The 13,248-nt window shown below is 39.8% G+C and carries 16 protein-coding genes; 10 read left to right on the top strand and 6 right to left on the bottom strand.

Going from position 1 to position 13,248, the window contains the following annotated elements:
* A complete protein-coding gene (locus tag AC27I2_RS05770; RefSeq protein WP_487203700.1) occupies positions 1-1,266 on the bottom strand; it encodes an EAL and HDOD domain-containing protein in 1,266 nt (421 codons plus the stop codon).
* A gap of 161 nt (positions 1,267-1,427) precedes the next feature.
* Between AC27I2_RS05770 and AC27I2_RS05765 the strand changes: the two genes are divergently transcribed.
* A complete protein-coding gene (locus AC27I2_RS05765) occupies positions 1,428-2,168 on the top strand; it encodes a substrate-binding periplasmic protein (RefSeq protein WP_235591411.1) in 741 nt (246 codons plus the stop codon).
* A gap of 75 nt (positions 2,169-2,243) precedes the next feature.
* On the top strand, positions 2,244-2,810 hold the full coding sequence (locus tag AC27I2_RS05760; RefSeq protein WP_487203699.1) for a PhnA domain-containing protein: 567 nt from the start codon (positions 2,244-2,246) through the stop codon (positions 2,808-2,810).
* Positions 2,811-2,904: 94 nt separating this feature from the next.
* Here AC27I2_RS05760 and AC27I2_RS05755 read toward each other — a convergent pair whose 3' ends face one another.
* Positions 2,905-3,744, bottom strand: coding sequence for a 23S rRNA (adenine(2030)-N(6))-methyltransferase RlmJ (locus AC27I2_RS05755; RefSeq protein ID WP_058403799.1), 840 nt, complete (start codon positions 3,742-3,744; stop codon positions 2,905-2,907).
* A gap of 448 nt (positions 3,745-4,192) precedes the next feature.
* Between AC27I2_RS05755 and zapB the strand changes: the two genes are divergently transcribed.
* The 8 genes from zapB (at position 4,193) to AC27I2_RS05715 (ending at position 9,920) form a co-directional block, all read left to right on the top strand.
* Positions 4,193-4,423: a cell division protein ZapB gene (gene zapB, locus AC27I2_RS05750; RefSeq protein ID WP_058403800.1), complete on the top strand. Its 231-nt coding sequence runs from the start codon at positions 4,193-4,195 to the stop codon at positions 4,421-4,423.
* Positions 4,423-4,728, top strand: a complete 306-nt coding sequence (locus AC27I2_RS05745; protein WP_058403801.1) for a cell division protein ZapA — start codon at positions 4,423-4,425, stop codon at positions 4,726-4,728. The genes zapB and AC27I2_RS05745 overlap by 1 nt, the downstream gene beginning before the upstream one ends.
* A gap of 62 nt (positions 4,729-4,790) precedes the next feature.
* On the top strand, positions 4,791-5,813 hold the full coding sequence (locus tag AC27I2_RS05740) for an MBL fold metallo-hydrolase (protein WP_487203698.1): 1,023 nt from the start codon (positions 4,791-4,793) through the stop codon (positions 5,811-5,813).
* Positions 5,814-5,868: 55 nt separating this feature from the next.
* Positions 5,869-7,356, top strand: a complete 1,488-nt coding sequence (locus AC27I2_RS05735) for a LysM peptidoglycan-binding domain-containing protein (protein ID WP_487203697.1) — start codon at positions 5,869-5,871, stop codon at positions 7,354-7,356.
* A gap of 64 nt (positions 7,357-7,420) precedes the next feature.
* The gene (locus AC27I2_RS05730) at positions 7,421-7,909 is read left to right on the top strand and encodes an FKBP-type peptidyl-prolyl cis-trans isomerase (RefSeq protein WP_058552576.1); all 489 of its coding nucleotides are present in this window, start codon (positions 7,421-7,423) and stop codon (positions 7,907-7,909) included.
* Positions 7,910-7,929: 20 nt separating this feature from the next.
* Positions 7,930-8,658, top strand: coding sequence for an SDR family NAD(P)-dependent oxidoreductase (locus tag AC27I2_RS05725; RefSeq protein WP_487203696.1), 729 nt, complete (start codon positions 7,930-7,932; stop codon positions 8,656-8,658).
* On the top strand, positions 8,655-9,494 hold the full coding sequence (locus AC27I2_RS05720; RefSeq protein WP_138530695.1) for an amidohydrolase family protein: 840 nt from the start codon (positions 8,655-8,657) through the stop codon (positions 9,492-9,494). The genes AC27I2_RS05725 and AC27I2_RS05720 overlap by 4 nt, the downstream gene beginning before the upstream one ends.
* A gap of 51 nt (positions 9,495-9,545) precedes the next feature.
* Entirely contained in the window at positions 9,546-9,920 is a 375-nt protein-coding gene (locus AC27I2_RS05715) for a hypothetical protein (RefSeq protein WP_219422780.1), read from the top strand.
* A gap of 70 nt (positions 9,921-9,990) precedes the next feature.
* Here the strand turns inward: AC27I2_RS05715 and AC27I2_RS05710 are convergent, their stop codons facing one another.
* The 4 genes from AC27I2_RS05710 to AC27I2_RS05695 form a co-directional block, all read right to left on the bottom strand.
* On the bottom strand, positions 9,991-11,166 hold the full coding sequence (locus AC27I2_RS05710) for a mandelate racemase/muconate lactonizing enzyme family protein (protein ID WP_487203695.1): 1,176 nt from the start codon (positions 11,164-11,166) through the stop codon (positions 9,991-9,993).
* A gap of 26 nt (positions 11,167-11,192) precedes the next feature.
* On the bottom strand, positions 11,193-11,960 hold the full coding sequence (locus tag AC27I2_RS05705) for a class II aldolase/adducin family protein (protein WP_487203694.1): 768 nt from the start codon (positions 11,958-11,960) through the stop codon (positions 11,193-11,195).
* A gap of 143 nt (positions 11,961-12,103) precedes the next feature.
* Positions 12,104-12,427: a c-type cytochrome gene (locus tag AC27I2_RS05700; RefSeq protein ID WP_058403809.1), complete on the bottom strand. Its 324-nt coding sequence runs from the start codon at positions 12,425-12,427 to the stop codon at positions 12,104-12,106.
* A gap of 182 nt (positions 12,428-12,609) precedes the next feature.
* Positions 12,610-13,149 carry a DUF2058 domain-containing protein gene (locus tag AC27I2_RS05695; protein WP_058403810.1) on the bottom strand — a complete coding sequence of 180 codons (540 nt, stop codon included), beginning with the start codon at positions 13,147-13,149 and terminating at the stop codon, positions 12,610-12,612.
* Between the last annotated feature and the right edge of the window lie 99 nt (positions 13,150-13,248).

Genomic DNA, 13,248 nt, shown 5'->3' with positions numbered 1-13,248 from the left:
TTATTCGCTCATAACTTCTATTACATCATCACTATAAAGCATTGACTCTAATATAAAACTGTATACTTTTTCTATTTCTATCTCTGGGTTAACCAGCTTAAGTTGTGTTTCAACCATTGGCCAATTTTTAGTTTCAATCGCTTTTGTAAGCAATAAACAATCACCCAACAAACCGGTTTGCATTAGCAAAGCATCTGTAATGCTTTTATCAAGCGTAAACTCTTTTACAATAGTTGCTAGCTCAATATCTAATATTGCATCAAGCATCGAAAACAATCCCACCAAGTAACCTTGCTGAGATAAATTTTTGTTTGTTTCTGTTAATATAAGTTCCATTAACCGAGCGCGTACAAGAGCAAATTTAGTTAACTCTGTGGGTTTATCTATTCCTAAATCGCTAACAGCTAATACGCGCACAAATTGGCGAATTACGTCTTCACCTAAATAAACAACAGCTTGCGATATAGACGTGATAACTAAATTACTATTACCAGAGCGCGCATTTGCTAAACGTAAAATTCGCGCCGTTATTCCTACATCTTTAGCTACACGCTGATGAATTTCTTCAAAGCATAACGATTCTTTTGCTATTGCTTTAAGGAGTTCGAAAACGGTAACTTTTGAAGGGTCGACTCCACTGTAAGTGAGCATTTCTGGGCGAGCAAAAAAGAACCCCTGAAAATAATCACACCCTGCATCGCGTAAGTTTATAAACTGATCGTAGGTTTCTATTCGCTCTACAATTATTTTGCAATGAGGGTAGCTACGTTTTAACTTTTTAACCCGCATGTTAGTTTTAATAATAGGCTCTTCAGCTTCAATTTTTATGTAGTTAACAAGGGCGAGTAGCGGCTCCCATTTTTCATCGCCGTCATAATCGTCCAGTGCAAATATATACCCCTGACCTTTTAGTGTTTTAATACGACTGGCAACCGCTGCAATATTTACCGTACGCTCTACAATCTCAATGACAGTATGCTCTGGGTTTAATAATTTAGGGAATTCATCTAACAAGGCATCTGTAGAAAGATTCACAAAAGCAAGTTGGTGGGCAGTGAGCTTTTCTGCGCCAACCAGCATCAGCGTATTAAAAAACAAACGGCTGGTTGCGTGCTCATCACTCGTACCGACAGGAAACGCATTATTTGCTGAGTTTCGGTAAAGTAGCTCGTAAGCAAACACTGCTTTTTCGGCATTAAATATTGGTTGCCGAGCAACATATTGTGTCAAAGTAGGTGTTAGCGATGGAGTATCAGACACGTTCAATATAATTCGCCTATAAGGTTATATAAGATTAAGCTTACTCCTTTGAGTCTAATCTATGTTGGATACTAAAAGTATAGTAAAAATATCTTAATCGTTGCAATACTATGCAAAGTAAATAAAACTAGTAAAAATTTCTTAGCGAAGGAGGAAGTTTGACTTGTTTGAAATGGTTACTAATAACGTGCTGTGCAATATGCTCGCTTTTTACTTTGGCAACAGAAAAACAGAATACGTTAAAATACAATATTAGCTCATCTGGGAGTCACTACCCTTATTACACAAATAACCCAGATCACCCTGGCGTATTACCTGAAATCATTGAAAAAGTCCTTGTTGATGCCAACATATCTGCTTATCACGAACCTCTACCTACAAAACGAATCACCAAATATCTTAATGAAGGCATTATAGACTTTGATGTTATTTCGCTTAATTGGTTACCCCAAAGCGAGCGCAATAACACCATGTATGTGTTTTCAGACCCTTTAATTACGGTCACCGAAATGCTTGTAACCTTGCCCGAAAACTCAAGCAAATGGAAAAACATCTCAAATCTAACAGGTAAAAATGTAGGCACCGTATTAGGGTATTATTACCATAGTGATGATTCATTTAATCGAGTGGATTTCCCCTCAGAAAAAGAACTCATGGAAGCGCTTGTTCGTAAAAGAGTCGATGTTGCCATTATAAGTAAACTACCTGCCTTATATTGGTCACAACAGCTAAATTTGAGTATGGGTTTTGGTGCTCAATATTCTCATGGCTTTTTAAGAATTCGCTTATTGAGTAAACACAAACACTTATTACCGGTTATTAATAAAACAATAAAAAATCTACATGGCAACGGCTACATAACAAATGCAGCTAAAAAATACATGCAAGATATACCCACACAAAATTAAGGGATTTATAACACACACTCATTGTGCTGAGTTATACTACGCAAAAATATCAACTCGACCAAAAAAGTAGTCCCTATGAGTATTGAAAAAGCTTTAATTGAACGCAGCAATAACCAATGTGAATTATGTACAGCTACTAATGACTTATCTGTTTATGAAGTTCCGCCGATTACGGATACCCATTCAGATAAATGCATTTACACTTGCCAAGCATGCAAAGAACAAATTGAAAACACAGTCGATATAACGCCAACACATTGGCACTGTTTAAACGACAGCATGTGGAGCCAAACACCTGCAGTTCAAGTTGTTGCGTATAGAATGCTATCTCGCTTAGCGCCAGATAATGGCTGGGCACAAGACGCTCTAGACATGATATACCTTGAAGAAGAGACCTTGGCTTGGGCTAAAAAAGCACTTGCAGAAGATGACGACGTTAAGCATATCGATAGTAATGGCGTGGTTCTTCAAGCTGGCGATACCGTGACACTCATAAAAGACTTGGATGTAAAAGGCAGTAGTCTTACAGCAAAACGCGGCACTGCGGTACGCAATATTGGTTTAACCAGTAACCCAGAGCACATTGAAGGGCGTGTTGATGGCCAGCGAATTGTGATTCTTACTAAATTTGTAAAAAAGTAAGTGCAAAATAATTCACACTATTTTCGCTTTTAACCGAAAGTAATACAGTAGTACAAAAATGCCCAGCAATGCTGGGCATTTTTATGAATAGTCGTTATTCGTCGACGAGTTGCTCGCACCTATAAAAGCCGCTTGGTTTACTTAGTAACGAAACTAACTCAGGTAATACCGCATCCATAGTTTGTTTAAGCTTCCATGGCGGATTAATCACTATCATACCGGATGCAGTCATACCATGGACGTCAGTATCGGCCTCTGTTCCCAGCTCGAATAACTGAATATTTCGCATACCGGAGTCAATTAAACCCTGCTCCATGTTGTTAATGCGCTCTCGGTCAACAACCGGATACCAAATCATGTATGTACCCGTTGCAAATCGTTGATGCGCTTTAACTAATGTTTTTACAACGCACTCATAATCATCTTTTACTTCGTATGGCGGGTCGATTAATACACATGCCCTGCGTGATGCAGGTGGCAATAACCCAACTAAACCGGTAAACCCGTTTTCGCCGCGCACTCGAATAGAACGCTTACCCTGCATATTATCCTCTAAAAGCAATAAGTCTCGCGGGTGCAATTCAAAAAACCAGCCTTTATCTTGGCGGCGTAAATAATGTTCAGCAATTTTTGGCGAGCCCGGATAAAAATCGAGGTCACTCGTATTATTGAACGATTTAATTAGCTCAATGTATTCGTTAAGTGCTTCATGCTGGCTTGTGTGAGTCCACAACTTTTCAATACCGTCTTGGTACTCTTGCGTTTTTTGGGCATCAGCTGCAGCAAGTTCAAAAAAACCGGCGCCAGAATGCGTATCAATGTAATCAAGCGGCTTATCTTTAATTGTTTGATATTTAAGGACCTGAGCCAACACAAGGTGTTTAAGAACATCGGCCGGATTACCCGCATGAAATGAGTGTCTGTAACTAAGCATTATTTTATTTTCGCCATACGCAATTTAATATCGCAAGTGAACCATAAGCACTGGGCTTTAGCAACTTGCACTAGGGTCTGTTAACCTTCCAAGGTAAAACTTTCAGCAGCTTATTGGATTTTCAGGCAAGGTAGAACCTACATAGTGTGGTTATTCTTACATGAATGTAACTCAGAGAGTAACGCAGGAGCAGTTATCGAGTCCACTGGGTTACAAACCTCGCGCCACGATTAAATAGCCCCTAATTTAAACAAATTTCAATTCGCAAAGTCCAATAACGCCTCGGATAAGGGGCGCTTAAATGAACCGTTTCTGAACAAAAAAGCACGTTGTATGAATTATCCCTTAACAAAGAAGAAAAATCAGCTAAAACTGGCGTAAATGCTAGTAAATCAATGCACTTTGCTTTACATTTGCAAGACATTAATTACAGTTATATGAGCGCCTTATGGACAACACTACTCTTCAACAACTCGAACAACTGATCGATTCACTTATTGAACGCAATAATCAATTACAAACTGATGTTGCTAGCTTAAAAGAGCAAAATAGTAAACTCGCTGATGATAACGAACTTTTACAACTAGAAGCGCTTGAAAACGAAGAAAAGCAAAAAGATGCCAGCACAACGTTATCTGGCTTACTAGATAAATTACAAAGCGCACAACAGGCTAGCTAATGTCTGAGCTGCAAAACCAGCGGGTCACTGTTGAGTTGCTAGGTAAAGAGCAGCAATTTGCTTGTCCGCAAGGGCAAGAAGAGGCATTGATAGCAGCAGCTAAAAATCTAAACGACTTAGTTGAACAAATGAAACAGCGTTCAACCGTTCGAAACGATCAAAAAGCATTGCTTATGGCAGCACTTAATTTAAGCCACGATTTGCTTGAAGCAAAAACACAAGCAACTGTTGAGCAGCAACATCAAGACCAGCTTGTTGATAAACTGAGTCAACATTTGGCAAGTGACCCAAAACAAAAAAAATAAAAAGCGCAACCTGCGCTTTTTGTTTATCATTAGGGTAATAATTGGCCTGCAAGAGATAGTTAATGAAGTACTCCTTACCTGGTATTCACTCATCGTTAAAATATACATTCCTAATAATAGGTTTACTTTTTGTCACAGCCAATTCAAATGCAGCCATTAGCTGGCAAACCATTAACAACAACATCCAATTTTTAAAACAACAAGACGCTCTACGTTTTTACGACTCTAACCAAGTATTAATTGAGGGTGATGAATGCGCTTTACTAGTAGATACCAGTGGAAATTTTGCAAGTGTTGAACAACTTGTTGTTGAACTAAAAAAACGCCTTAAAACGCCTCTTTGTTATTTGGTTGCAACCCATTATCATGACGATCACTTACTGGGCATGGCAGTTATTCAACACTTTTATCCTAATGCCAAACTTATCACCCACCAGCAAGTAAGCGCAGACTTTAAAACCTATCAAAAAGCCTACACTGATAAACTCGACAGCTATGAAAAAAGCATTGAACTGAGCTATCAGCGTTTAGCATCAATCCCCAAAGAAGAACAAACAGCATGGCGAGAAAAGCTAGAACTGGCTAAAGCACGACTTTTTCGTTGGCGCAAATATAAGCTTAGCCCTCCAGACATAGCATTGGCAGTAAGTAAAACACTTGACCTAGGCAGTTTTGAATTAAATATTACCCCCCATATAGCGCACACTAATGGCGATTTAACCGTTACTACAAACAATGAAAGCATACTTATTGGTGGCGACATTGTTGATTGGCTTCCCTATCCGGGACACGGTGAACTTAAAAGTTGGCAAACTTTATTAAAGCAATATATTGACAATGAAAAGCTATCACTAATTATACCCGGGCATGGCGGGATACTTAACAAGCAACAACTCAAGCAGCCTCTGGCATTTTTAAATGCACTAACTGAGCATGTCAAAAGTAATCAAAATCTTGCGACTGAATCACTCATAGAAACGTTTCCACAAAAAGTGCTTGCTCCCTACCAGCAAGACACGCTTAACAAAAAGTCGAGTCAGTTATTTTTACAAGCGGGACTTAACCGCGCTAAAAGCTCAAAATAACCCAACACAACGGATTGTGTTAAAATAATAAAAGGAATTGACTAAAGTGATCATTATGCGCAGTTTGATATTATGCTTTTTAGGACTCTTTTTGTTTGGTTGTGAATCAACCGAGCAAAAGCAGGCGGAAACGCCTCAAATATTTACTCATTTTGAGCCTGATTACGCAAATCACGAAAACGTAACTGCCACAGTAAACCCAGAGCAACAAACCAGTCTTATTGAAAAAAACACTCCCCCACTCAAAGTTAAAAATAGAGTTGTAAAAAAGCGCCCACCAAAAACAACTGATTTGTGGGTGCATATTGCCAACAACTTACATTTTACGGTTTATCAAAATCGAGCTTTAAAAAAACGCATTAACTGGTATTTAAAACAGCCTAAATACCTAACCACGGTAAGTAAACGTGCAGCGCCTTATTTGTATCACATAGTAAAAAAAATAGAGCAAAGAAACCTACCCATGGAAATAGCACTGCTACCTTTTGTAGAAAGTGACTTTAGGCCCACGGTTGCCTCATCGCAACAAGCCGTTGGGGTATGGCAACTTGTAGGTGCGACAGCATATCACTTTGGTATTAAGTCAGATCAATGGTACGACGGTCGCCAAGATGTATTAGCCTCTACTGATGCGGCGCTTGATTACTTGAGCTATTTACATAAGCGTTTTAACGGCAATTGGCTACATGCATTGGCAGCCTATAATAGCGGTGAAGGACGCGTAAAACGGGCCATAGAGAAAAACACTAAACGAGGAAAAAGCACTGACTTTTGGTCGCTAAGCTTGCCAAAAGAGACCGCCGATTACGTGCCAAAATTGCTCGCTTTAAGTTATTTAGTTAAACATCCACAAAAAGGTATGAGGCAGCCAAAACTTGCCTATAAACCACTCACCACACAAATGAATATAGGCCAGCAATTCGATTTTTCGGTTATTGCCAAGCTGTCAGGTATTGGTTCAAAGCAGCTGCATGCGATAAACCAAGGGTATTTAAAAAATCAAAGCTCGCCAAACGGACCACATACCTTATTGCTACCAATAGGCCAAGAAGCATTATTAAAAAGTCAGTTTTTTAAATCTAATTTTGCAGGTGAATACAGAGTAAAACAAAACGACACACTTTATGCTATTGCCAAACGCTTTAGCATGTCGGTAAAAATGCTAAAACAACTCAATAACAAAACCAACAACTTTATTGGCGTAGGCGAAAAGCTACTGGTTGGGCAACCCAAAACCCTACCAAACTCCTTAACTATAGATTACAAAATAAGCCCTTATTTAGAACACCAAGAAGACATTGCTATCCCAACCATAGAAATAGACTACACCGTAAAAACCGGTGATAGCCTGTGGAGCATTAGCCAACTTTACGATGTACCACATAGCGATTTGGCCAAATGGAATAAACTGTCGGCATCCAGCATTTTAAAACCCGGCCGTCAGTTAGTGCTTTATATCCCTCAAGCAGAAAAACCACAAGCGCAGCCAATCAAACAAGATTTACTACACGATTTGCAAAAAACACTAAATCAACCACGTTAAGTTTATAAACCAATCTATTTCGCGTAAAATCACGCCCCAACATAGTTATTTTAAAGAGAACAGCATGCAAATTAGTAAAAATTCGGCAGTAGAGTTTCACTACACGCTTAGTGAAGCGGGTGAACAAATTGAAAGCAGTGTAAATGATGCGCCACTTAGCTACATTCATGGCAGCGAAGGTATGTTACCTGGTTTAGAAAAAGCCCTTGAGGGTAAAAACGCTGGCGAAAAATTTAGTGTAACGCTTGAGCCAAGTGAATCTTATGGTGAGCGTGTTGATGACTTAATTCAACGTATACCACTTAAGCACTTACAAGGCGATGTTAAAGTATGGAAGCCAGGCATGACTGCAATGGTTCAGTCTAACCAAGGCCGTCATCAGGTGACGATTGTTAAAGTAGGTCGTTTTAATGCCGATTGTGACTTGAATCACCCATTTGCAGGTAAAACACTGACATTTGATGTAGAAGTTGTATCGGTACGCGAAGCAACTAGCGAAGAAATTTCGCATGGCCATGTTCATGCTGAAGGCGGCTGTGGCCACGCTCACTAATTAGCTAAAAAGGAACCCGTATGTCAAAAGTTGCAATTGTAACAGGTGGAACGAAAGGGATTGGCCTAGCGGTAATAAAACGCCTGCTAAGTAGTGGCTATGAGGTTCACAACCTTGATATCACACCGAGCGATGTGGGCGTTTTTCATCATTGCGATGTAAGTGATGTGGATGCTGTTCGACGCTCTATCAAAGCGGTATATAAACAATCTCAACGTATTGATGTACTGGTTTCTAATGCTGGAAAACACCTAAGCGCAAATATAGAAAGCACTGATGAGCAAACGCTCGATGCGCTATTTGCGCTTAATGTAAAAGGTGCCTACGCGGCTGTACAAAGTGTACTACCCTGTATGAAAGCAAATAATGCGGGTTCTATTATATTAATAGCGTCTGACCAAGCATTAATTGCTAAGCACAATTCATTTGCCTACAACCTTACTAAGCATGCTCTCGCCTCTATGGCAAAAACCACGGCACTTGATTACGCACGCTTTAACATTCGTGCTAATGCAGTGTGCCCAGGCACAATTGAAACCCCTTTATTTCATAACGCAATTGACGCTTACTGCGATAAAAGTGGTGCAAACAAAGCCGATATAGTGGTAGAAGAAGCAAGCCTGCAACCGCTAAACCGATTAGGCCAAGCCGATGAAGTAGCCGCTCTTGTGAGTTTTTTAGCAAGTGACGACGCAAGCTTTATTACTGGTAGCTTACAAAGTATTGATGGCGGCTATACAGCCCAATGAGTACCAAGATAATTGACCCGCATGTTCATTTTTTTAATTTACTTGATGGTCAGTACACTTGGTTACAAGGCAAAAACCCACCAGCATGGCCCAATTTAGACAAAATAAAACAACCAATAAGTGCAGAGCAACTTGTTAAAAGTACTGATTTTGAACTTGCGGGTATTGTACACATAGAAGCGGGCTTTGATAATTCGGCCCCTATCAATGAACTTAATTGGCTAAGTAAGCATTTAAGTGAAGTGCCATTTAAAGCCATTAGTTTTAACCAAATAGATGCGCTTGCTGAGCAATTTAGTGACGCGCTCGATGCGCTGGCGCATTCGAGCCTATGTGGCATTAGAGATATAACAGAAGGCGATGATGCTATAAGGCTAAAAAGCCCTCGTTGTATTCATAATCTTGATTTATTAGCGACAAATAAACTGCATTTTGAAGCGCAATTTGAACTACACAACGTTAGCGTAGCTAATCATATTGCTCACTGTGCAAAGCAATTACCTCATCTACAAATTATTCTTAATCATGCAGGGTTGCCTGATGACTTAGCCTCTTGGCAACAAAGCGTTGAATTACTCGCCCAACATAAAAACATTGCTATTAAATTTTCTGGCTTTGAGTTATTAAGCCTGACACAAGCACAACAAGAAGCATGCTTTAAATGGCTTTTACAACACTTTGGCGAGCAGCGTATTATGTTTGCTAGTAACTTTCCGGTATGCCAAATAAACACTCATTACAATGCGCTATGGCATCAGCATTACGCGCTGTGTAAAAGCCATAGCCTATGGCATAAGCTCAGCTATGCAAATGCAATGCACTACTACCAAGTGTAAGTAAAAGTCGTTATATTTAAATTCTATTATGCTTAAAATGGCGTAGGTTTTATGAAAAATACATTATTCATTGTGAGCTTAGCCTGGTGCGCCTTATTAAGTGGCTGTGTGTCGCAACGCGCTGAACCAACCCCCAAATTACAACATGCACTACTTTTAGCGCCTAATCAAAGCGCGGTTAACAAAGTAATTAGTACCATTACGAATATGCAAAACATAACGTTAGCTGACGATGTATTTACAAAAAATAGTGTGGTTACGCTGGGGAATCTAAACAAAAATAACATTATAAAAAGTCATCAGCTTAATCCGCCCGACCAATTTGAACTGATGATAAAAAATAAACAATGCTTTATACGCCACGTAGATAGCAAAGCCACGCGAGAGCTCAAAGGCGTTAAGTGCGTAATGAACGAATTACCTTAATGTTGCTAATAAAAAGCCGGTAAGTGAATAGTCACTTACCGGCTTTTTAAATTAAGACAAAGCTTAGTTATTATTTTATTTCTACTCGTTGTGAACGCATCACAATTTCATCGTTTAACTCAATACCTAAACCTGGCTCCTCAGACACTTCAAAGAAACCATTTTTAGGTTGTGGATCTTGTAAACACAATTCACGGTTCCACTTTTTAATCGCATAAGTATGATGCTCATGTATCAAAAAGTTAGGAATAGCGGTTTCTAGGTGTAACGATGCAGCTGTCGCAACAGGTCCACCACACACGTGCGCCTGAATACGTACATCAAAAATATCGGCGTAATCACATACTTTTTTAGTTTCAGTAAAACCACCACATAACCCTATATCTGGCTGAAGCACGTCAATACTCTGATCTTCTAAATAAGGACGAACCCCCCAGCGGTTGTACAAGCGCTCACCGCCCGCAATGGGTACGTTAACTTTATCCGCTACTTTGGCATGCAACGAGTGATTTAAGTAGTTCACAGGCTCTTCAAAATACATACAATCAAATTCTTCGGCTATTTCACCAATTTGAATAGCTGATGTGGCACCCGGTAAACTATGACATTCAAAAATAATATCGACTTCATCGCCCACAGCTTCACGAATAGCTTGCATACGCGCGCGGTATAACTTCATTTCTGGGCGTAAAATAATATTAGTGCGATCGTAATACGTATTACCGTCTTTATCGTATTGAATTGGATCTACTTTTACTGCATCGTAACCCTCTGCTATGGCTTTTAATGCCGCCTCTGCATACTCTTGTGGCTGTACTAGTGCTTTAAATTCGCTATCCCAGTCAAACTGCAGTTGCGATGCATAAGTACGAAGTTTATCGTTAACCTTACCACCCAGTAATTGATAGACCGGTAACCCAAGCGCTTTACCTTTAATATCCCAAAGCGCGGTATCAATAGCACTCATTGCAGCGTACACAACGGGTCCACCGCCTAAACCCCAAAAGCTTTCTCGTAACATACGAGACCACAGCTTTTCTGTTTGAAACGGGTCGTGACCAATTAAAAAGGCATCTGCCATTTCTTTGATCATGGCGGCGGCCGCGCTATGGCCTAAATCGTAAGCAAGACCGGCTTCACCCACACCACTAATGCCCTCATCAGTATGGATGCGAACAAATACAGGTGTCCACGCTGGGCGCTCTGGACAGTGAATATCAAATACTTCTACGCGATTTACCTTCATAAAAATTCCTTATTAACCTGTTCGGGTTATTTTGCAAAACTGGGATCAAGCCGATATGCTTTTCGTAGCATCGCAGGCCAAGCAAGCTGGCCTCCAGTGCTGCCGCTGTGTACCACGTTGGCTTGGTTATAAATATTGTCGATAATTGGTTGAGGTACAGGAATAACTTCTTGCGAGCTAGCTTGCAGCGCTAATTGTATTTCGCAGGCGCGTTGTAAGTCGTAAAAACGCATAAACGCATCGCCTACGGTCGGGCCTACCGTTAAGCCACCATGGTTGACTAATAACATATGATTATTTGAACCTAAGTCATCCTGTAGTACTTTGCGCTCATCATCATTAACTGCAAGGCCTTCGTAACCATGATATGAAAGCGACGGTAACGAAAACATTGAATACTGGCTCAATGGCAATAAACCCTTTTTTTGGGTAGCCACAGCAATGGTTTCTTTGGTGTGTAAATGAATAACGCAATGCGCGTCTTCTCTGACCTCGTGTATTGCACTGTGAATAGTAAAGCCAGCAGGGTTAATGCTAAAGGGAGTGTCGTCAATTATATTCCCGTTTAGGTCAACCTTAACTAAGTTTGACGCGGTTACTTCGTCAAATGTTAACCCAAAAGCGTTAACTAGATAATGGTCAGTCCCGGGCAAACGAGCCGATAAATGCGTATAAATTAAGTCTCCCCAACGAAAATGCTCCACTAGCCGGTAACATGCCGCAAGATCGACACGTAGTTGCCACTCTTGAGCAGACACTTTATTTTTTAAATCAAGTTGGGGTAAATCAAACATAATAAACCTTTTAAAATACGCAGATAATGAATGCGAATAGATGTTTAGAAGTCTAAAACACTCTGCGTTTTATAGCAATCAACAAACAAAAACAGCCACACATTTGTGTGGCTGTTTTTTAAAGGGTTAATAACTACTTTGAGTTATTTTACTTTAGATAAGTAGTCTGCAATAGCTTCAAACTCTTCGTCAGTTACTGTAGCAACCATTGCCTTCATAGCCATAGACATACCATTATTACGTGCACCCGACTTAATATCTTTCATTTGTGCAACTAAATAATCTTTGTTTTGACCATTAAGTTTAGGATACATACCCATGATTGGTGCTTTACCATCTGCACCATGACAGGTTTGACAATTTTTTGCAGTGTATAATGCGGCACCATCAGCGGCAGCTGCATTAAACGAGAAACTTGCGGCTAAGCTAATGCCCGCGCCTAGTAGTAGTGTTTTCATCTTGCTCATTGTATTTACTCTTCTTTTTGACGGTTAGAAAAAACTGTTCAATTGATTGTAGTCAATAATCAAATAAAAAGCATACGTTAGAAACGATGCTAGACGATCAACTTAACCCTGCACTGCTAGCTCGTTTCTATTTACCTAAAACTAGTTTAGCAAACAAAAATGAGCAGGCGCTTAATTGATTGTTACCAAACTAAATCGTCTGGTACCTCAAAATCTGCGTATGGGTCGTCTTCATCTTTAGGCTTGTTTTCAGGTTCAACATGAAAAACAATGTATTTTTCGTCTACTTCAGCCACTTTACGTGCTGGCTCGTCTTCTAATACGTAAAACTGCCCCTCTAGAACACAGATCGCTAAACGACCACCCGACAAAGCTTTTTGAGTTTTTTCATTCACTTCAATACTTTTTACTTTTTTATCGTAAGTAAAATTAAAGGTTCGCTCACCACGAATAGCATCTTGATTGTTGTGTTCTAAAATTTGCTTAACACGCGCTTCTTGCTCACGCTGTTTTAAAGTCACTTGGCGGGCTTGGTTTAACTCTTCCGCCTTTTTTTGCTGCTCAAGCTTAGTTTGTTGAATATGCTTTTGCAGATCATTAGGGTTACTTGTTGCCCCTTTTTTCTGTTTTTTTTGTTGCTTACGTTTTTCTGATTTAGCAACTTTAGCTTTATGCGATGTTGTTAACCCTGCTTGCAGCAATTGGTCTTGTAATGAACCCATGGCATTGTTCCAATAAAAACTAGTATTAGCGTTATTTTAATCACCTACGAGTTTAAATAACAGCGCTATCGACATTAATCTAATAAACTCCTTTATACT

It is taken from the genome of Pseudoalteromonas sp. NH0006-46 (assembly GCF_057547735.1).
This window is presented reverse-complemented; position numbering and strand designations above follow the sequence as displayed.